Consider the following 19958-nt stretch of genomic DNA (forward strand, 5'->3'; position numbering starts at 1 on the left):
GAGCAGGGAAACCTGGACGGAGGGTAGAAACCCGGGCGGCCCTGGTGAGGGCCGCCCGGGTGTGGATCAGCGGATCAGGTGCAGGGGTGCCTCGTCAGCCCTATCTGCGGCTTGACGGCGACATCGGCCCTGGACCGGGGATGTGGAACAACCACCGCTTCACCTTCTGCCAGACGTAGGTCTTGACGACACCGAAGGCACAGCCCTGCGCGCCCCAGCGGCCGATCTTGTACGGGAGCCTCTTGTACTTGGCCCAGAAGGACTTCCGCAGCATCGACAGACCGGCGCCCTTGGCACAGGCCCGCACGTACTTGTTCTTGACGACCTTGCGCCAGACCCACCGCACGTACTTGTTCCGCTTGATCTTCTTCTTGAGTGCCTTCAACTTCTTCGCGGCTGCTTTGAGCACACACTTCTTGCTCCAGCACGGCCACTTGCCGTCCAGGTCGACCTTGTCCACCGGGTCGGCGCACGCGTACTCGTACGCGTTGCAACCGCCGCCGTAGATCGGGTCGACCTGCAGGAAGCGCCCGGTGGCCGGGTTGTAGAGCCGGACACCCATCAAGACGATCCCGGACGGTGCGTCCGCGGCTCGCTGCTGTCCGCCGAGCCAGCCGTAGCGCTGCTTCCCGACGGCCTCGGAGTCGCCGAGCCGGCCGTACTCGTCGGCCTGGCTGGTGCTGGACAGCCCTTCGTCACCACTGTGGATGGTGGCCACGATGTCGCCGGACAGATCGGCGATCTGCCACTCCGGTGCGCCACTGTCGCTGTCGACGATCGCGGTCATACCGGACAGGCCCGGGACGGCCCGGGTGAACCGGGTCGCACCTTCCTGGGTCCAGGCCGGCGAATCCCCGTCCTCGTCGTAGTGGTTGACGTTCGTCACCACCTCACCGGTCGAGTTGTCGGTCCAGGATCGGATCCGCTCACCGGTGACGTCGATGGTGTAGTCCGTCGTACGACCGCCCTGAGTAACCGTGTCCACCAGGTCGTCCGCGTGGTATGTGGCCGTCACGATCCCGGCCCCGGGTGCTCCCGTGTCGATGGCCGGCACTGTCGTGGTCCGGCCGAGAGCGTCGTAGGCGTAGCCGGCGGTGGTCACCCGGTTCGCCGTGTCGTAGGTCCAGGTCCGCGAGGTCGCCGGGGTGGTCGTCTGGCAACTGCCGTCAGCAGCCGGACCGTACTCGGCGCTACTCGTCCTGTCCGTGGCAGTGCTGAACCCGTACGCCCGGGTCACACACTTCTCACCGATGGTCTCCTCGACCGACGTGACCCGCCCGGCCGCGTCGGTGCGGAAGAGCTGGCTGGACAGAGTGGAGACCCGCTTGGCCGTCTGGCCTTGCGCTGTCCCGGTCAGCGACTCACTGAACAACGTGCAGTCGCCGGAGGAACACCCTGGCTTGCTGTAGGTGACACCGGCCTGTTCGCCGGCTTCGTCGTACCGGGTGTCGACCTTGACCCCGTTGGGCCAGGTCTCGCTGACCAGCTGCCCGTCGGCGTTGTGACTACCGGTGTAGGTGCCGGTGTTGCTGTCGTTCACCGAGGTGAGCAAACCGCGATAGTCGTAACCGTAGATCCGGCTCGCCTTGCCATCCGAGGTGGTCGCCGGGCGGCCGAGCAGGTCGTACGTCGTGGTGGACAAGTTGCCGTCGGCATCTTTGTAGGAGGTGACCCGGCCGAGAGTGTCGTAGGTGCGGACGATCTCGGCGGTGACGGTGCCGCCGGACACCGACTCGGTGCGGAGGATGTTGCCGTTGAGCGGGTCGTAGACGGTGCGCTGGATCGGAACCGCCGTACCGAGGCCTGCTGCCGCCACCGTGGCGAGCTCCAGGATCCGGCCGGCCGGGTCGAACTTCGTGGTGCTGGTTCGCAGCGTCCCGGCACTGGTCTTCTCGATCAGCAACCGCTGCTGGTTGAACATGTCGTACGTCTGCACCTTGACCGGCAGCTCAGGCCCGGTGGCGGCCTGACCACCTGGCTGGAGACGGCAGGTCAGGTTCGCCCACTCCGGCCGCAGATCGCATTCGCCGTACCCCGATCCGGCGGTGGCCCGGTAGTAGACCGTCTTCTGCGTGGCCGGGGTGTTGGTGGTCGTACCGCCCGCGACCTGGGTCGAGGAGGTTTCGAGACCGGTGACTGGATCCAGGGCGGTACGGACGGTCTGGCCCAGACCCCCTGGGTCGGTGGTCGTCACCGTCGGCATCCGCAGACTCCAGTTGTAGCCGATGGTCGTGACGCGGCGATCCGCCTCGATCGCGGTACCGCCAGCGCCCCAGAGCCGAACCTGCGACTCCGTGGTGGTGACCAGGTTGAACGGAGCGCCAGCGGTGGGCGCGCCCTGGTCGTAGGTGTTCCGGGTGAGCTGCCTGCCCCTGGCCGTGGCGCCGGTGCTGAGGCGAACCTCCGTCTCGGGCTGCAGAGTGCTCTCGAGCCGTTCTCCGTCCAGCGAGAAGTTGTTCACAGTGGAGTAGGCCTGCGCCAGGGTCTGCTCCGCGGCGTCATTGTCCGACGGCGACTGGTTCAGGGCCCGATTGCGGTTCTCCGCGGTCAGTGAGCGAACGGAGTTGCCGAAACCGTCGTACCAGGTGGTGGTGATGTTGCCGCCCGGTGTCGCCTTGTTGATCTCCTGGCCGTTGGAATCCAGGTAGGTGACGGTTGCCCGCTCCCAACTCGACGGTAGCGCACCGGTGGACGGATTGCCGCCAGGCACCTGGTCAGGTGGGAAGACGGCCGCGGCGTCAGTGGGAGCTTCTGGCTGTCCCCACCGCTTGGTCTGCCCAGGAGACAGGTCATTCGGTGCACCTGCTCCGGACAGAGGAACCTTGTAGACAACAGTCTCGACGGCGGTGCCTGCCGTCAGAGCAGAGCGAGTCACCTTGTGAAGGCGGCCGATGGCGGGGTCGTTCGGCAACGTCGTGTAGCTCAGCTGCCAAGGCTCCTGTCCGGCCGGCTTCACGGTCGAGAGAACACCGTCAGCCTGGTAGCTGTAGGTGTCGCCGACGTGGTTGGTGCCGGAGTCCAGCCGCGGGTCCCAGGCCGAACGCAGCCGGCCCGCGTTGTCGTAGCTGTACCGCGCGACCGGTACCGTCCGCATCGCAGGCGTGACGAGGTCTGGATCCCAAGCGGTGAAGGAGATCTCCTTCACCCGCCCGAGATAGTCACCCCAGGCCGCCTCGGTGCTGCCGGTGGCCGTGGTCGCGGTGGCATAGGTGAAGTTCAGCGCCCGGCAGCCACGGGCCATCGTCGCGCAGCTGACACCATCCGGAACCGGTGCCAGCATGCGGATCGGCCGTACTACCTCCGCACCGCCGATCGTCACCTTCTCCCAGTTGTAGGTGGTGATCTGATTACTGCCCGGCAGCGTTGTCGCCGTCGGGTAGTACTTGCCGGCAGTTGTCCCCGTGACCCGGCCGAACGTGACGATCGAGCCTTGCTCGTCCGCGAGTTTGTACGTGTCGGTCGCACTCGCGTAGGTCAGCTTCAGGGTCTCCTGCCCCACCTCGGGGTCGAAGTTCACACCGTCGCGAGCCGTGAAGCCGACGGTGTCGCCCTCGGGGGTTCCGACCTGGATCAGCGTGCCGAAGACGTCGAGGGACGTGTACGGCGTCTGGGCCTCGTCCACGATCGCCCCGGAGATCCAGCCCGGTCCGAACATGCCCGAAGCATCGGTCTTGGCCGACTGGCGGCTGTTGTAGGTCCGGTTGACGGTCAGATCGCTGCCATAGGAGTCGACCGTCACATCGGTTTCGGACATGGTGAGGTTGCCGGTCAACAGGTTGACGTCACCGGGGCCGACCTCGTCGGTGGCCGCTGTCGCGAGGTTGCGGTCGAAGGTGAGCTTCACCCCACCCGACGATGCGGCCGTGCCACCGATGAAGTTGCCCCGGATCTGGACCGGTCCGTCCCGCGGGATCGACTGGGTGTCGACCGCGGCCAGAGTGGCCTCCAGGTTCCAGTTCAGCTTCGGGAACTGTCCGCTGCCACTGGTCGCCAGCGGCCAGGTCACGGCACCGCCACCGGCGGCCACCTGAACGTGAGCGGCCGGGATCGTCACCCAGGCGTCGGTATCTCCGCGACGCCACTGGTAGGTGACACCGGTGGCCGTAGTACGGCCCGCGCCGACGATCGCTGTCTTGGCCGCGCTGACGTCACCGTTCTTCGGTGAGATCACCGCGCCACCACCGACAGCGAACCCGTACGCCGTCAGCGGCGACCGGTTGCCGGCCTTGTCCCTGGTTCGGACCCACAACGTGTGCGGTCCGTCCGCGGTCGGGGTGATGCTGACGCTGGTGGTCGCCCCCGGGGTGGCGGCGTTGATCACCTCGTCCGGCGGGTTGGTGTCGACGCCGTACTCGTAGGCCACTACGTCGCCGACACCTGCGGCGCCGAAGGTGAAGGTCCCCGCCGTACCGGCTGCACCTGACCACTGGCCGACCGGGTACGTCGTGGACGAAACAGTCGGTGCACTTGCGGGTGCGATGGTGTCGACGGTGAATTCGCACCAGGACGACCATGCGCCAGGCGTCGTACCGTCGGTGCCCTGCACTCGCCAGGCGTAACTGCCGCCCTCGACGAAGGCACCAGTGGGGATCGTGGTGCCCAGCCAGGCGCCGGATGCGCCGGGGCCTTCGGTGGCCGTGGTGGTGGCTCCGCCGATCGGCTGCCACTCGAAGTTGCCGTACACCTTGGCGCCGAGACCATCGCTGATCTGTGCCCGCAACTGCGGCGTACGGGTGGAGATGTACGGACGTGCGGCGCCGGTGCCGCAAACCGTCGCAGGGGCGGTCGCCTGGGCGTTCACCGCGGTCTTGGTCTGGTAGGTGACCGTCACCGACGGCGGGTTGGCCGCGGCCTCACGGGAGGCGAACCGCTTCCAGCTGGTGCTGCTGGTCTCGCTGGCCGCCTTGATCCCGATGTTCGTCTTGGTGGCATGGTTGGTCGCCGTGTGCTGGAACGCGGCCGTCACTGGGATCGTCACCCAGCCGGCACCGCAGGAGGACGAGAAGCCCTTCGTCTGGGTCGACGTACCGACCTTCTCCAGCTCGGCCGGTTGCGCGGTCCACCGCGCCGCGTTCGTGACGTCGGCGGTGCGCCAGGCCTCCCAGCCCGCCGCCGTGCAGGAGTACGAGTGGGTCTCCCACAGATTCAGCGTGGCGGCCTGGATCTGCTTGTCCCAGAGCCATTCCTGGTTGTCGAATCGCAGGAACGACCTGGCCTTGTTGCCGCCGCCGTCGTAGGTGCCGAGCTTCAGCTCGGTCGCAGCGGACTGGTCGCTGGTGTAGGTGTTCTGCACGAACGCGTCGAAGTTCGCACCCGAACTCTGCGACGGGTCTATCGTCACCGGATAGACCGTCTTCGGATCACTCAGGAAGCCGGCGTCCGGCGTCAGGACCAGCGCGTTCTTGGCCAGGCCGAGCCCGACCGCGGCCCGGCGGGTGTGCTCACCGGAAGCCTTGTCGACGGTCGAGTCCCACATCACCGGAGCCGGCACGTCGCGACTCACCGTGCCCGACGAGACCTTCAGGCCGCCCTTGCCATCCAGCTTGGTGGTCATGCCGTCGGTCTTCCACGGCATCCGGAGCTGCTTGAGCTGGGCGGCAGCCGCCTTGTTCTTCACCACCAGGTGCTGCTGGTAGCCCGTCCGGGTCGCCTCGACGACGAGGTCCACGCCGGGCTTCACCTCGCGGTACGTGGCGATGTTGCCGTCGAGTTCGGGGGCCGGCAACGGTCCGGACCAGCCGAGGCTGGAACGGCGCCCTTCGCACCAACGGCGACCAGTTCGTGGTCTGCCTTGCCGGTGGTGGCACCAGCAAGCGTCAGCCCGTACGGGTGGGCCCGGGGAGCGACCGAGCCGTCGGCCTGCTGGACCAGCGTCAGGTCGACGTCGATCCACTCCCCTTCCTCGTCATGCATCCGGACCGGACCGGCGGCGACGGTCGCCTCGATCCGGCCCGAGGGCAGCGCGCGGTACTCGGTGGTCTCGGTGGTCTTGCCGGTGATGAGTACCGGCTTGCCAGTCGTCCTGGCGGTGACGACGGCCGCTGCCTCGTCAGGACGTTCGAGCGGCAGGTCGGCGGCCGCGGTCGTCTCTTCAGTCGGTGCGGCTACGGTTTCGGCGGGAACTTGCAGCACGGCTGCCACCAGCGCCAGACCGACAGTGACGCCGATCCAGCGCGCCGAGCGGCGGCCGGGATATGGACCGAGTAGGCGCGATCTTGGATAGGGCATGGGTGACCTCTCTGCGAAGCCGGTTTCCACGCACGGCACAGCACATCGCGCGGCGAACGCCGCGGATGTCTCTGCAGCTGGGGGACAGCAGTGGGCGGGAACCTGAGGGTGGACGGGGCGGAACTCCTCGTCCACCAGCCTGCTGCCTGCGCCCGCTCACCGACAGGTCAGAAGTGGACAATTTCCCGAACTGGCCAAGCGCCCACCCCACCCCACCCCACCCCGCCGACACCCGAAGCCCGGCGGGACGCGGCAAGCCCACTAGAGGTGGGCATGCACACCAAACGGCGGCCTCGGACAGGGTCTACCTTGTCCAAGGTCGCCGCTTGGGGTACGAGCCCACCAGTGGTGGGCTTGCCACCTCCCTCCAGCAGCGGGGGCGGGCGGGGAGGGGGTTCAGCTGAGGAGGCCGAGGCGTTGGGCGGCGGCGCCGGCGGCGAAGCGGGTGGGGGCGTCGACGAACTCCATCACCGTGGAGATGTGCCGGCGGACGGTGCGCACACTGAGGCCGAGATGGCGGGCGATCGCTTCGTCCTTGAGCCCATGGACCAGCAGGGACAGGACTTCCCGCTCGGTCGCGCCGAGCTGATGGGAGTCGGGCCGAGTCCGTACGGCGCCTGGCAGCACGACTGGAGTGGCGGCCGACCACAGCTGGTCGTAGTACTGGGTCAGCGCGGCGATGAGCACCGCCGAGCGGACGAGCAGGGCGCCGCTCGTCCCGGTCGGGACCAGACCGACGAGCGCGAAGTGGTCGTCCACGATGAGCAGGCGCATCGGCAGGCTGTGCGCAGTACGGACTTCGATCCCTGCCTCGACGGCGGCTCGAACCGCTTCGGTGCCTCGGGGGCCGGCGAGGAACTCCGGCGTACAGAGCTCGCGGAACCGCATCGAGTCACAGGTACTCGCGAGCGGCGACGGAAGGATCGGCGCGGTCTGATCAGGATCGGGGACGGAGATCGAGCGGTAGGCGCACTGGACGGTGTGGATCGAGGTCATCCAGCGTTCGGCGATCTCGTCGCGATCGGTCAGCAGCTGGGCGAGCAGCGACGGCACCTCGCTCGCCTGCCTGTCATGCAACTGCCGCTGATGATGCAGTTCGGCCGCGGCGACATACCCCTGGACGAGCCGGTCCTGCTGGCGGGCGAGCTCACGCTGGACCTGGGTCAGCAACCCGCTCGTCGCGATCAGCGGATCGACTGGCCGGAGCGTCTCGATGCCCTGGAACCGGTGCAGGTAGGCGAGCTGCCGGGTGATCAGCTCCTGGCCGACCACGTCGTACTCCGACCACGGGCGCTGGCCGAGGCCGATCAGCTCCAGGTAGCCGTCGGCGATCGGCGCGGGCAGCAGTTCCCGGAAGAGTTTCTCGTGCTCGGAAAGATCCGGCTGCTGGCGACCCAGACTCACATTGGCAACCACGGCGTCCCCCACCACAGTCAGCCACCGCTCGGTGGCACTCAGTCGTGATGACAGGAAGCTACCACTGGAAATCGATTTCAGTGAGGAAGTTTCAGAAAACTGCTCATGTCGGTCAGATGATGCCCAAACGAAGCGAGTAGACCAGCGCCCAGTCCTGGTCGTTGGCCAGCGGGTCCGCAACGTGGGCGGGGCGATTGTTGACGGCGCTGGGATAGACGAACGCGCAGGTGGCCGAGCCGTCGGGGTGGAAGTTCACGAGGTTGGCGCGAAGGATCGCCTGGCCGGCTGCGGTGAGCCAATCGGCTTCGGTCGAGGAGACCAGGTCACGCGGCCAGGTCAGGTAGACGGAGGCGCTGAGCACAGACCAGTAGTGCGGGAAGACGTCACCCCACAGGCGCAGCAAGCCGAACCAGTACCCGTCCCAGTGACGGATCGGGACATGCCGCATCCGTACGTCGGGCTGGTCTGCGGCGAAGGCGGTCAGCCAGGGCAAGCGCTTTGTGAGCTCGGTTGGGTCGAAGGGCTTCTCCTGGTGAGCGGCGATCAAAAGCTCCAGAAGTGGAGCGACCATCGACTGCTCGTAGTTGACCTCGTGGGGTGGGAGGTCGTCGCCGTAGTCGAGAAAGGCGCGCGCGTGCCTGGCCAGGTGATCGCGCATCCGGGCAGACACCTCGTCGACGGTGGACAGCTCCCGCAGAATCGGTCCCAGGTCGAAGGCGAGGAAGTGGTCGCCGCCCAGTTCGTAGTACCGGTCGATGATGCGGATGGCTGTCTTGACGTCACCCTGGCCGAGGAAGAAGCGGGCGAACCAAGGGAAGTTGTAGAGCCGGACGTGGCTCTCGTGCAGGCTGTCGTCGGCGACCGTACCGTCGTCGGCGACCAGGTGCTCCGTGACGAACCGCTGGTAGCCGGCCAGCGCCTCGTCCAGTTCGGCCCGGTCACCCCAGCCACGATCTCTGGTTGCCTGGAGCAACAATGCCGTGCCGATCCGCTCGCGGGCGTCCGACCAGTCGCGCCAGGCGCCGGAGAGCACCCGCAGACCGGTCTCGGTGTCGTAGGGCACGAAGGAGAAGCGACGGCTGTCACTCAACTCGACCGGCCTTTGGTGATCGAGCACGAACCGCACGCGCCGCTCGACGATGGTGCGCAACGGCTCGTGGAACAGCACATTGACGCGTGAGGTCCGCTTGCCATCGGTCGCTTCGACGTACTGCGTACCGGGGGTGTCCGAGGTGACGGACGCGGGCCCGGTCGCGTGATCGGCCAACTGGAGCGCGATCGTCTCGCCGATCTCGGCAGCGAGGGTCGTCGCGTCGATGAGTGGCTCGCGGGTGGCGTGGAAGGCGGCGAGGGTGTCGTGCCAGGCGAGTTGCCAGGTCCAGCGGTGGGACTCGCCGGGTTGGAGGACGATGCGGGGCTGACCGCCCATCGCGTGCGGCGCGCGGGCGTGGTCGGTGGCGTGGAGGTAGAGATGGCCGCGGATGTTGCTGCCGGTGCCGCCGTCGCGGGACTCGACGGAGTACGCCCATAGCTCGCCCTCCGTGAGTTGCAGGCCGAGCCCGGGTCCGCTGCCGTCCATCGGCACCGCCCAGACCCAGGAGTCCGCGCCACCCGTCCAGAGGTGAGCGTGGACTGCGCCGTTGAGGCTCTCCCGGCTAGAGCTGTAGAGGTCGCGGTACGGCGTACTGACCGCGAGTGATCCGATCGCGACTGGCTCGTCTGCTGTGTTCCGTACTTCGTACGTCTCGGTCCAGTGCTCGCCGAACCGGCGGCCGACTCTCAACTCCAGGTCGCCCAGGCGGTGGAGCAGGTCGATCCCGGTCTGCCGCCACCTCGTGAAGTCCGGCGCGTCGAACCGGTGGCTGCCACGATCGGTGATCACGAAGCCTTTGCCCCAGTAGTGCGTGGGGTCATGCACGACGCCGTCTTCGAGCAGCATGGAGTGCTTCCGGAGGGGATGCAGCACCGCCGCCACCGCCCCGTCCTCGGTCAGCTCAACCTGCCCGGCCCCGAACGCAAATGTTTCCCGCATCTTTTCAACCTAGCGATGTCGAGAAGGTGTGGGCGGCTTCGTCCCCCGGGTGTAGACCAACCGAGAGGAAGTTTCACCATGGACAGCCAGCAGATCACCGAGATCCTCGCCAAGCCGTACTCGCAGCAGTTGCTGAACGGCCCGACGCCGGCCCGGCTGGCCTATGACGGCCTGGACGGGGACCCGCGAGTGATCCCGATCGGCTTCTGGATCGAGGGCGACAAGCTCGTGATGGCCACCGTGCCGAAGTCGGCCAAGGTCGCCGCGCTGCGCAGGAACCCGAAAGTCGCCCTCACCATCGACACCAGCGCCTTCCCGCCGAAGGCCCTCCTGCTCCGCGGCACCACCGAGGTCGAGCTGGTCCAAGGCATCCCCGAGGGCTACCTGACCGCCGGCCGCAAGGTGATGACTGAGGACCAGTACCCCGGCTGGCTCGAGGGCGTGAAGGCTCTGTACTCCGAGATGGTCGTCCTCACCGTCACCCTCACCTGGGCCAAACTCCTCGACTTCGAAACCACCCTCCCGAAGTCGGTCGAAGACCTGATCGCCGCCCAGCATGAGAGGTGACCCCGGACCGCCACCACTCACAAACCTGCCGTTTCCACCCGAGAGCACGCCTGTGCACGCTTGGCCGGAGGCCACCACCCGAGTTTCGTGAGTGGTGGCGGTCCGCAGCTTTCAGAGGTTGTTGGCGCGGCCCCCGCCCCTCCACCACTGCTTTTAACTAGAGGCCATTCGCGCGGCGGATGACGTCGACGACGTTCGACATCATCCCCGCCCCACCACCACTGCTTTTAACTAGAGGCCATTCGCGCGGCGGATGACGTCGACGACGTTCGACATCATGCCGGTGAGGTCGTAGTCCTTGGGGGTGTAGACGGCGGCGACGCCGGCTGCCTGGAGGGCGCGGGCGTCGGCGTCGGGGACGATGCCGCCGACGACGACCGGGACGTCTTCGAGCCCGGCCGCGCGCAGGCCGGCGACGACCTGCGGGACGAGTTCCATGTGCGAGCCGGACAGGATCGACAGTCCGACACAGTGCACGTCCTCGGCAACAGCCGCGGCGACGATCTGCTCGGGGGTCAACCGGATCCCTTGGTAGATCACCTCGAAACCGACATCGCGAGCCCGTACCGCGACCTGCTCGGCGCCGTTCGAGTGCCCGTCCAGACCGGGCTTGCCGACCAGGAACCGCAGCCGGCCACCCAGTTCCTCCGACGTCGACGCGACCTTCGCCCGGACGGCCGCGATCGCCTCACCACCGCCGGACACCCCGACCGACCCGGTCACCCCGGTCGGTGCGCGGTACTCGCCGAACATCTCCCGCAGTACGCCGGCCCACTCCCCCGTCGTCGCCCCAGCCCGGACGCATTTCAGGGTCGCCTGCATCAGGTTCTCGGTGCCCTTCGCCGCGTCGCGCAAAGTGGTCAGCGCATCCTCGACCGCCTTGCTGTCCCGCTGAGCACGCCATTCTTCCAGCGACTTCAGGGCGGCGGCTTCGGCCTGCGGATCCGACGTCTGGATCGCGGTGTCGAGATCGGCCGTGAGTGGTGACGGATCGGTGTTGTCGAACTTGTTGACGCCGACGACGACCTGCTCACCCGACTCGATCCGCTGCCGGCGCTCGGCGTGCGACGCGACCAGCGCCTGCTTTAGATAACCACTCTCCACCGCGACGACGGCACCACCCATCGCCTGAACGCGGTCGATCTCATCCTGCGCCCCGGCGACCAACTCGTCCACCTTCGCCTCGATCACGTGCGAGCCGTCGAAGATGTCCTCGTACTCGAGCAGGTCCGACTCGTACGCGAGCACCTGCTGCATGCGCAGCGACCACTGCTGATCCCACGGCCGCGGCAGTCCGAGCGCCTCGTTCCAGGCCGGCAGCTGGACGGCCCGGGCACGCGCGTTCTTGGACAGCGTGACGCCGAGCATCTCCAGCACGATCCGCTGCACGTTGTTCTCGGGTTGCGCCTCGGTCAGGCCGAGCGAGTTCACCTGTACGCCGTACCGAAGGCGGCGCGCCTTGGCATCCGTCACGCCGTACCGGTTGACGCAGATCTCGTCCCAGAGCCGCACGAACGCGCGCATCTTGCAGGTCTCCTCGATGAACCGCACACCGGCGTTCACGAAAAACGAGATCCGCTGCACGACATCCCCGAACCGCTCAGCCGGGACCTGACCGCCGTCGCGGACGCGATCCAGTACTGCGATCGCGGTCGACAGCGCGAAGGCCAACTCCTGCACGGGCGTCGCGCCGGCCTCCTGCAGGTGGTAGCTGCAGATGTTGATCGGGTTCCACTTGGGGACGTTCGAGACCGTGTAGGCGATCAGGTCGGTGGTCAGCCGCAGCGACGCGTCCGGCGGGAAGGCATACGTCCCGCGCGACAGGTACTCCTTGACGATGTCGTTCTGGGTCGTGCCGGTCAGCTCGTCCGGCAACGCGCCCTGCTCCTGCGCGGCGACCTGGTAGAGCGCGAGCAACCACATCGCGGTCGCGTTGATCGTCATCGACGTGTTCATCTGCGCGAGCGGGATCTGGTCGAACAGCGCGCGCACGTCACCCAGATGAGCCACCGGTACGCCGACCTTGCCGACCTCGCCCTTGGCCAGCGGGTGATCGGCGTCGTACCCGGTCTGGGTGGGCAGGTCGAAGGCGACCGACAGTCCCGTCTGCCCCTTGGCCAGGTTGCGCCGGAAGAGCGCATTCGACTCCGCCGCCGACGAGTGGCCGGCGTACGTCCGCATCACCCAGGGGCGGTCCTTCTCGGAGGTCATATACCCGAGAGTAGGACTGTGTGCCCTTGTGAGTCGCGCTCTCGTGACTGGTGTCACCAGCGGCTTAGATCACAACGAACACGCCGGCCAGTACTACGGGCGCAATGACGTCGGAGGTCAAGTGCGCAGGCCGGCCAGCTGGCATAGTCCGGCGCAATCGCAACACGAAGTTGCGTTGACGAAGGACGGCAGATGACCAACTCGCTCTTCTACACCGGCCCGTCGATCGCCGTCCTGCACGAGGAGTACGCGAAGAAGAGCCGCATCGACGACCGGGCCGCGATCCAGGGCCGCCGCGAAATCACCATCGCGGCACCGATCGAGCGGGTCTGGCAGAAGCTGAGCGACGTACCGAACTGGGCCACCAACCTCGAGCCTGGCGTCAAGGACATCCAGCTCGAGAACGGCGTCGCTGTCGACAGCCGCTTCACGCGGGTCAAGGGCGGCGCGAAGATGAAGGCGCGCTTCGCTGTGGTCAACGGCCCGCAGGAGATCGCGTGGACCGGCGCGGCCTTGGGCGCGAAGGTCGTCCACCGCTTCACGCTGGAATCCGTCAGCGAGAACACCACCCGGGTTGTCGTCGAGGAGTCGATGGCAGGGCCGCTCTTCGGCTTGCTGTTCAACAACAAGAAACTCGATGCGGTGCTGGTGGAGTCGCTGGAGACGTTGAAGTTGGCTTCTGAGAGCTGAGGTTTCCCCCGCTCGCGGCCCCCTCCGTCGGCCGCTCCTGCCCGCCCACCCGGGGTTGCCGCTCCTGCGTCGCGGGGTAGTGCGTGGCTGGTGGGCACCCGTCCAACCTCCCGAGGCGCGGAGGCAGGCGTCGAGCACCAAGAACCGGCGAGCGCCGATGAACTGCCCGCCGGGCGGGACCACTTTGTGCACCGGGAAGTTGGTTACTCGCTAGTAGAATGCCCGGGTGGTGCACAGAGTGGCCCAGCCGCTCGGCCAACTGGCCAGGCTGAGGCGCGACGCAGGAGCGACGAGCCCCAGGCGCAAGGCGCGACGCAGGAGCGACGAGCCCCAGGCGCAAGGCGCGACGCAGGAGCGACGAACCCCGGCAAGGTGATCAGCCACGCATCCACCCGACCAGCCGAGGCGCGACGCAGGAGCGACGAGGCGTGGCCACGGGCGGAGGGTGGTTGTGGATGGCGCGCGCCAGGGGCCGCCCCGCGACGTAGGAGCGGCAACCCCGGGGCGGGTGGGAGCGCCGACGGAGGAGGCGGCGCGAGGCGGGCGTAGTACCTAGGCGGATATCGGAAGCGGAGTTCGCTCGACGTGGAGGATTCGGTGGAGGCGGGTGACCGCCAGGATCCGGATCACCGACGGCACCGGGTGGCGGAGTACCAACTGCCGGCCGAGGAGTTGGGTGCGCCGGTGGGTTGCGACGAGCAGGCCGAGGCCGGTGGCGTCCAGGGCGTCGAGGGCCTCCAGGTCGACGATTACGTCGCCGTCGGAGGTGTCGATCAGTTGGTTGATCTCCTGGCGGACGTCGCCGACCGAGCGGACGTCCAGGAGTCCGGCCAGCCGGATCACGTTTTCATCAGGTCGTACTGCGTTGTGGGTCGGTGCGAGCATGTCCGTGCCCTCCGCTCTTCCGGCGGCCCCCGAGAATCGGCCGCGCTTGCAGCGTGTGTTGGTAAAGACTCCCTGGCGACACGGAAGGTTGCCAAGGGTTCGGGACCTTCCATTTCGCGAGACAATGGTGTCCGTGTTCGCGGAACACTACTTTCTCTTCCCGGTCGTGACCATCGCCCTCGCCGGGTTCATGGTGCTGCTCACCCGCTGGGCGTTCTCCAAGGCCAAAGGCGGGTCCTTGGTGCGCCGTACTGACTACTCTCCCGCCGAACCGGACAATTTCGGACTGCTCGTCGATGTCGGCACCCTGCGGACGTACAACGAGGCCCGGGTCAAGGTCTCGATGCTGAAGGATCTCGGCATCAAGGCGACCGCCGCGCGGACCAAACAAGGCTGGAGCGTCTACGTCTGGCCGACCGACGAACAGGCGGCCCGCGGCTTCCTCGACGCCTCCTGATCAAACCCAAATCGAACCAGGGTGAGCCGGCCGGCAGCAGTGCAAGTTCTGACCCCACCCCACGGTCGGCGCGGGAGCCGGACCGGTTCACGCTGATCTTCGACCGGTACTTCCCGCAGGTGCACTCGTACGTCGCCCGCCGGCTGGGCAGCGATCTGGCCGACGACCTGGCCTCGGAGACGTTCCTGGTCGCGTTCCGGCAGCGGGCCAAGTTCGACGGCCGCAACGGCGTCGTGCGCGCCTGGCTGTATGGGATCGCGACCAACCTGATCCGGCGGCATCGCCGGGACGAGGTACGGGCCTGGCGCGCGCGACGGCCAAGTTGCCGCCGCCGACCCCGGCCAGCGGCCAGCGGCCAGCGGCCAGCGGCCAGCGGCCACGAGGAACGAGTCGCCGCCCAGGTGACCGCGCAGAGCGCGAGCCGCGAACCCGCCGCCGAGCTGGCGAAGGTGGCTCCCGAAGCGGTCGATGCCTCAGGCAACGAGGTGTACCAGGCAATCCATCGGGCCTACGAACTGAGATAGCAAAAGATGTGCCGACCGACAGGTAGTGCACCCCCGTGACGCCGTACGCCGAACCCGCGGTGAGGCGCGAGTGCACTACCTGTGCGGCAGTATGTCCTGTCCATCGGCACGCCGCAGGCCATCGTTGGTGATCTGAAGACCCGGGAAGCGGCGGCGCATGGCGGCTTCGTAGCGGTCGGCGTGGGCCGCTTCGCCGATGAAGTCGGCGATCTGGTGCGGACCGAACCAGAGCCGGACCCGGCGGCGGGACGACGAAAGTGTCACGCCGGCGAAGCTACAAGGAGCATTGATCGGTTGTGTTACCGCGGATTACGGCAGGAAGTCCTTGGCCTGGCGCGCGGAAAAGGTGAGCGAAGAGCGGCCCGGGCGGGGACAATTCAGGGCATGCTGCTGGTACCGGGGGACCCGCTGAACCCGCGCCGGGTGGATCCGCACTTCGCCGCGCAGGCCGCTGCCGCGCGCGAGAGCGGGATCGCCGTCGCGCGGATCGACCACGACGCACTCGATCGGCCGGACGAGGCCGTCGCCGGAGTACCGGCGGGTGATGACGCGGTCTACCGCGGCTGGATGATGACCGCGAGCGAGTACGACGGATTCGCCAAGGCGCTCGACGCCCGGCGGGTCACGTTGCGGACCAGCGGCGATGAGTACAGGGCCGCCCATGAGCTTCCGGGTTGGTACGAGGCGTTGAGGCCATTGACGCCGGAGTCCGCCTGGACCGACGGGCCGGATCTGGCCGGGCTGGACGCCGTCTGCGAGCGGCTCGGCGGCGGGCCCGCAGTACTGCGTGATCATGTGAAATCGATGAAGCACTACTGGGACGAGGCGGCGTACATCCCCGATGTCACTGACCGGGTGGCGGTTCAGCGGGTCGCGGCGCGGTTCCTGGAGTTGCGCGGTGACGCGTTCACGGGCGGGTTCGTGCTGCGCCGGTTCGAGGAGTTCACCGGCGCGGAGGCACGGACCTGGTGGATCGGCGGCAGTTGCGCCCTGATCACTCCCCACCCCGACACCCCGGACGAGCTGCCCGACGGCCTCGACCTGGTCGAGGTGGAACCGCTCGTCACCGATCTGGCCCTCCCCTTCGTGACAGTCGACCTGGTACGCCGTACCGACGGCGCCTGGCGAATAGTCGAACTCGGCGACGGCCAGGTCAGCGACTGGCCCGGCACTCGAGCTCCCGCGGACCTGATGGCAGCCCTGTTCTGAACCATGCGGGACAATGGAAGCGATGACGCTCACCGAGAAGCTGCCGGGAACCACCGACGCCGATGCCCTGTACGACGCCTTCGCCACCTGGGTGGGTACGCAGGGCATCACGCTGTATCCGGCGCAGGAGGAAGCGCTGATCGAGGTGATGACCGGATCGAACGTGATCCTGTCCACCCCGACCGGCTCCGGCAAGAGCCTGGTCGCGACCGGCTCGCACTTCGCGGCGCTGGCGAACGGCAAGCGCACCTTCTACACCGCCCCGATCAAGGCGCTCGTGTCGGAGAAGTTCTTCGCGCTGTGTGACGTCTTCGGCGCGGACAAGGTCGGCATGCTGACCGGCGACGCCTCGGTCAACGCCGGAGCGCCGATCATCTGCTGCACCGCCGAGGTGCTCGCCAACGTCGCCCTCCGCGAAGGCGCGGCCGCCGACGTCGGCCAGGTCGTGATGGACGAGTTCCACTTCTACTCCGAACCCGACCGCGGCTGGGCCTGGCAGGTGCCGCTGCTGGAACTGCCCGACGCGCAGTTCATCCTGATGTCGGCGACCCTCGGTGATGTCGAGCGCTTCAAGATCGACCTGAACCGGCGGACCGGCCGCCCGACCGCCATCGTCTCGTCGGGCGAGCGCCCGGTGCCGCTGGTCTACAAGTACGTCACCTCGCCGCTGCACGAGACGCTGCAAGAGCTGCTCGTGACGCATCAGGCCCCCGTGTACGTCGTGCATTTCACCCAGGCCTCGGCGCTGGAGCGGGCTCAGGCGCTGACCAGCATCAACGTCTGCACGAAGGAAGAGAAGGAAAAGATCAAGGAGCTGATCGGGCACTTCCGGTTCAGCCCCGGCTTCGGCCGGACCTTGCAGCGGCTCGTCCTGCACGGCATCGGGGTCCACCACGCCGGCATGCTGCCGAAGTACCGGCGGTTGGTCGAGCAGCTCGCCCAGGCGGGGCTGCTGAAGGTGATCTGCGGGACGGACACGCTCGGCGTCGGCATCAACGTGCCGATCCGCACCGTGGTCCTGACCGCGTTGAGCAAGTACGACGGACGCCGGCAGCGGATCCTCAAGGCGCGGGAGTTCCACCAGATCGCGGGCCGCGCGGGCCGCGCCGGGTACGACACCTCCGGCACGGTCGTCGTCGAGGCACCCGACCACGTGATCGAGAACGTGAAGGCGATGTCGAAGGCGGGCGACGACCCGAAGAAGCAGCGCCGGGTGCAGAAGAAGAAGCCGCCGGAGGGTTTCGTCACCTGGGGCGAGGACACCTTCGACCGGCTGGTCGCGGCCGAGCCGGAGCCGCTGCAGTCGCGGATGCGGGTCAGCCACGCGATGCTGCTGAACGTGATCGCCCGCGACGGCGACGCGTTCGCGAGCATGCGGCACCTGCTGCAGGACAACCACGAGGACTCCAAGGCGCAACTGCGGCTGATTCGGCGGGCGATCCAGATCTATCGCACGCTGCTGACCGCCGGGGTGGTCGAGCGGCTGGACGAGCCCGACGAGTTCGGCCGGTCGCTGCGGCTGACCGTCGACCTGCAGAAGGACTTCTCGCTGAACCAGCCGCTGTCCACCTTCGCGCTGGCCGCCCTAGACCTGCTCGACCCCGAAGACCCGCTGTACGCCCTCGACGTGGTGTCTGTGGTCGAGGCGACGCTCGAAGATCCACGGGCGATCCTGATGGCGCAGTTGCACCACGCCAAGGGCGAGGCTGTCAGCGGGATGAAGGCCGACGGGATCGAGTACGAGGAGCGGATGGAGCTGCTCGAGGAGATCAGCTGGCCGAAGCCGCTCGAGGAGTTGCTCGAGGCAACGCTGGACATCTACCGGCAGACCCATCCGTGGATCGCCGAGGCCGGGCTGTCGCCGAAGTCCGTCGCCCGGGACATGTTCGAGCGGGCGATGACGTTCGGCGAGTTCATCCAGTACTACGGTCTGGCGCGCTCCGAGGGCATCGTCCTGCGCTACCTCAGCGACGCGTACAAGGCGCTGCGGCAGACCGTCCCGCCGGACAAGGCGAACGAGGACCTGACCGACCTGATCGAGTGGCTCGGCGAGGTCGTCCGGCAGACCGACTCCAGCCTGCTCGACGAGTGGGAGGAGCTGACCAACCCGACCACCGCGGAGGTCGTCGCACCCGTCCCGCAGGGCCCGCGCCGGATCACCTTGAACACCAGGGCTTTCCGGGTGCTCGTCCGCAACGCGATGTTCCGCCGCGTCGAGCTCGTCTCACTGCATCGCTGGGCCGAGCTGGGCCAGCTGGACACCGAGTCGGGCTGGGACGCCGGCCGCTGGGCAGAAGCCGGTACTGCGTACTACGCCGAGCACAGCAGCCTCGGCACCGGCCCTGCCGCCCGTGGCCCGGCGCTCTTCATGGTCGAGGAGCACCCGGGCTACTGGGAGGTCCAGCAGATCATCGACGACCCAGAAGGCAACCACGACTGGCGAATCACTGCCACCATCGACCTGGACGCCTCCGACGACGCCGGCGACCTGGTCCTCGAGATGGTGTCGTTCAAGCCTTTGTAGGCCACTCCACGTCGACCTCTACCTCTTGCTCGTAGTCCACGCCGGCTACGTCGAAGCCGTAGAGGCGGCGGACTTCCTCGTAGAACCAGACGGTGTCGGCGACCTCTGCGATGTTGTCCTGGGTCACGGCGTCCCACTGCTTCTTCACAGCGCTCTGGACGTCGTCGGTGAGCTCCCAGCGGTCCAGGCGGATGCGGCCGTCGTCGTCGAGGTCCAGCGGCTTCTCACCGGTCAGCTGGTCCCACAGGGCGATCGACTGCTGCATGGGTGTCTGCAGCCCGTCACCGAGCACCTTGTGCAGCAGGCTCACGTAGAGGCCGATGCCGGGGATCGCGGACGACGCCTGCGTGACGGCGGCGCCGTTGACCGACGTACGGGCCTGTACTCCGTCTCGCTCGCTCAGCTCGCGGGCAGTGGCTTCCAGGTGCGCCTTGGCCGCACCGATCGAGCCCTGGCGGTAGATCGGGCCAGTGAGCTCGGAGCCGATGTAGGTCAGCGCCACTGTGCTGAACCCGTCCTTGAGCAGCTTGCGCTCCTCCAGGGCATCCACCCAGCGGGACCAGTCCTCGCCACCCATGACGGCGACGGTCTCGGCCACCTCCTCGTCGGTGGCGACCTCGATGCCCACCTCCTGCAGGACCGGCTCGCCGGCGTCGTACGCGAGGCTCTTGGTCTGTGCCGGCTGCCCGATCGCCTTGATGGCCGACTGGTACGTCGTGTCGGTGCGCGGGTCGACCCGGCGAGGCGCGGCGACGCTGTAGATCAGGTAGTCGACTCCCCCGAACTTCTCCTGCAGCAGGTCGAGCACGTCGGCCTTGGTGGTGTCGGCGAACGCGTCGGCGTTGATGAAGTGGAAGTCGCTGCCGCGCTCCTCGGCGTACGCGGCAGTGGCGGCGGTGCGGTACCAGCCCGCGGTCGCCGTACGGCGTGCTGGCGCCTTCTCGAAGGAAATGCCGATGCCGTCGATCCCGTACCGCGCCAGCCCGGCGATCGTCGCCGCCAGGCCGTAGCCCGAGCTGGACCCGATTACGAGCGCGACCGGGCGCTGCTCGAGCCGGCGCGCCTCGACCTGCTCCGTCAGCCCTTTGACGAGCTGCACACACCCAGCGGGATGCGAGTCGAGAAAGAGGAATCCACGGCCGACGGGCTTGATCACACGGTCAGTCATGCGACAGACCTTAGCTGCCCCTCCCCTCCCCGCGCCCCCAACCATCC

Annotated in this window: 14 protein-coding genes; 6 read left to right on the forward strand and 8 right to left on the reverse strand. The window is 67.7% G+C overall.

The window, feature by feature from the left end; all coding sequences use genetic code 11:
* Positions 1 to 100 precede the first annotated feature (100 nt).
* From A3ES_RS51100 to A3ES_RS0108840, 4 genes are all read right to left on the reverse strand, one after another.
* Positions 101 to 5725 carry a DNRLRE domain-containing protein gene (locus A3ES_RS51100; protein ID WP_051084662.1) on the reverse strand — a complete coding sequence of 1875 codons (5625 nt, stop codon included), beginning with the start codon at positions 5723 to 5725 and terminating at the stop codon, positions 101 to 103.
* The gene (locus A3ES_RS51105) at positions 5677 to 6228 is read right to left on the reverse strand and encodes a hypothetical protein (protein WP_051084663.1); all 552 of its coding nucleotides are present in this window, start codon (positions 6226 to 6228) and stop codon (positions 5677 to 5679) included. The genes A3ES_RS51100 and A3ES_RS51105 overlap by 49 nt, the downstream gene beginning before the upstream one ends.
* 396 nt (positions 6229 to 6624) lie before the next feature.
* Complete coding sequence (locus tag A3ES_RS0108835) at positions 6625 to 7632, reverse strand: helix-turn-helix transcriptional regulator (RefSeq protein ID WP_157630404.1); 1008 nt, start codon at positions 7630 to 7632, stop codon at positions 6625 to 6627.
* Positions 7633 to 7756: 124 nt separating this feature from the next.
* Positions 7757 to 9676 carry a hypothetical protein gene (locus tag A3ES_RS0108840; protein WP_020386436.1) on the reverse strand — a complete coding sequence of 640 codons (1920 nt, stop codon included), beginning with the start codon at positions 9674 to 9676 and terminating at the stop codon, positions 7757 to 7759.
* 78 nt (positions 9677 to 9754) lie between these two features.
* Here A3ES_RS0108840 and A3ES_RS0108845 point away from each other — a divergent pair, with 78 nt between their 5' ends.
* Positions 9755 to 10243 (forward strand): pyridoxamine 5'-phosphate oxidase family protein, encoded by a 489-nt coding sequence (locus A3ES_RS0108845; RefSeq protein WP_020386437.1) that lies wholly within the window; start codon positions 9755 to 9757, stop codon positions 10241 to 10243.
* Positions 10244 to 10474: 231 nt separating this feature from the next.
* Here A3ES_RS0108845 and A3ES_RS0108850 read toward each other — a convergent pair whose 3' ends face one another.
* On the reverse strand, positions 10475 to 12454 hold the full coding sequence (locus A3ES_RS0108850; RefSeq protein ID WP_026162691.1) for a protein meaA: 1980 nt from the start codon (positions 12452 to 12454) through the stop codon (positions 10475 to 10477).
* Between the two features lie 192 nt (positions 12455 to 12646).
* Between A3ES_RS0108850 and A3ES_RS0108855 the strand changes: the two genes are divergently transcribed.
* A complete protein-coding gene (locus A3ES_RS0108855) occupies positions 12647 to 13144 on the forward strand; it encodes an SRPBCC family protein (RefSeq protein WP_020386439.1) in 498 nt (165 codons plus the stop codon).
* Positions 13145 to 13696: 552 nt separating this feature from the next.
* On the opposite strand, the gene A3ES_RS0108860 is transcribed toward A3ES_RS0108855, so the two are convergent.
* Positions 13697 to 14029 carry an STAS domain-containing protein gene (locus A3ES_RS0108860; protein WP_020386440.1) on the reverse strand — a complete coding sequence of 111 codons (333 nt, stop codon included), beginning with the start codon at positions 14027 to 14029 and terminating at the stop codon, positions 13697 to 13699.
* A 124-nt stretch (positions 14030 to 14153) separates the two neighbouring features.
* Here A3ES_RS0108860 and A3ES_RS0108865 point away from each other — a divergent pair, with 124 nt between their 5' ends.
* Complete coding sequence (locus A3ES_RS0108865) at positions 14154 to 14486, forward strand: hypothetical protein (RefSeq protein WP_020386441.1); 333 nt, start codon at positions 14154 to 14156, stop codon at positions 14484 to 14486.
* A 95-nt stretch (positions 14487 to 14581) separates the two neighbouring features.
* A complete protein-coding gene (locus tag A3ES_RS46665) occupies positions 14582 to 15010 on the forward strand; it encodes an RNA polymerase sigma factor (RefSeq protein ID WP_272944607.1) in 429 nt (142 codons plus the stop codon).
* A gap of 75 nt (positions 15011 to 15085) precedes the next feature.
* Here A3ES_RS46665 and A3ES_RS0108875 read toward each other — a convergent pair whose 3' ends face one another.
* Entirely contained in the window at positions 15086 to 15274 is a 189-nt protein-coding gene (locus A3ES_RS0108875) for a hypothetical protein (RefSeq protein WP_020386443.1), read from the reverse strand.
* A gap of 120 nt (positions 15275 to 15394) precedes the next feature.
* On the opposite strand from A3ES_RS0108875, the gene A3ES_RS0108880 reads away from it, so the two are divergent.
* On the forward strand, positions 15395 to 16219 hold the full coding sequence (locus tag A3ES_RS0108880) for an ATP-grasp domain-containing protein (protein ID WP_020386444.1): 825 nt from the start codon (positions 15395 to 15397) through the stop codon (positions 16217 to 16219).
* A gap of 22 nt (positions 16220 to 16241) precedes the next feature.
* Positions 16242 to 18743: a DEAD/DEAH box helicase gene (locus A3ES_RS0108885; RefSeq protein ID WP_026162692.1), complete on the forward strand. Its 2502-nt coding sequence runs from the start codon at positions 16242 to 16244 to the stop codon at positions 18741 to 18743.
* Here the strand turns inward: A3ES_RS0108885 and fabV are convergent.
* Positions 18730 to 19911: an enoyl-[acyl-carrier-protein] reductase FabV gene (gene fabV, locus A3ES_RS0108890; protein ID WP_020386446.1), complete on the reverse strand. Its 1182-nt coding sequence runs from the start codon at positions 19909 to 19911 to the stop codon at positions 18730 to 18732. The two genes, A3ES_RS0108885 and fabV, sit on opposite strands and share 14 nt — an antisense overlap.
* Between the last annotated feature and the right edge of the window lie 47 nt (positions 19912 to 19958).

The sequence above is a fragment of the Kribbella catacumbae DSM 19601 genome (genome assembly GCF_000372465.1).
In the GTDB taxonomy this organism is placed as follows: Bacteria; Actinomycetota; Actinomycetes; order Propionibacteriales; family Kribbellaceae; genus Kribbella; species Kribbella catacumbae.

Coding starts and splice junctions, on each gene's coding strand:
- fabV (WP_020386446.1), bottom strand. CDS start 19,911: ATGACTGACCGTGTGATCAAGCCCGTCGGCCGTGGATTCCTCTTTCTC.
- A3ES_RS0108885 (WP_026162692.1), top strand. CDS start 16,242: ATGACGCTCACCGAGAAGCTGCCGGGAACCACCGACGCCGATGCCCTG.
- A3ES_RS0108860 (WP_020386440.1), bottom strand. CDS start 14,029: ATGCTCGCACCGACCCACAACGCAGTACGACCTGATGAAAACGTGATC.
- A3ES_RS0108865 (WP_020386441.1), top strand. CDS start 14,154: ATGGTGTCCGTGTTCGCGGAACACTACTTTCTCTTCCCGGTCGTGACC.
- A3ES_RS0108855 (WP_020386439.1), top strand. CDS start 12,647: ATGACCAACTCGCTCTTCTACACCGGCCCGTCGATCGCCGTCCTGCAC.
- A3ES_RS0108880 (WP_020386444.1), top strand. CDS start 15,395: ATGCTGCTGGTACCGGGGGACCCGCTGAACCCGCGCCGGGTGGATCCG.
- A3ES_RS0108850 (WP_026162691.1), bottom strand. CDS start 12,454: ATGACCTCCGAGAAGGACCGCCCCTGGGTGATGCGGACGTACGCCGGC.
- A3ES_RS0108840 (WP_020386436.1), bottom strand. CDS start 9,676: ATGCGGGAAACATTTGCGTTCGGGGCCGGGCAGGTTGAGCTGACCGAG.
- A3ES_RS0108845 (WP_020386437.1), top strand. CDS start 9,755: ATGGACAGCCAGCAGATCACCGAGATCCTCGCCAAGCCGTACTCGCAG.
- A3ES_RS51105 (WP_051084663.1), bottom strand. CDS start 6,228: ATGCCCTATCCAAGATCGCGCCTACTCGGTCCATATCCCGGCCGCCGC.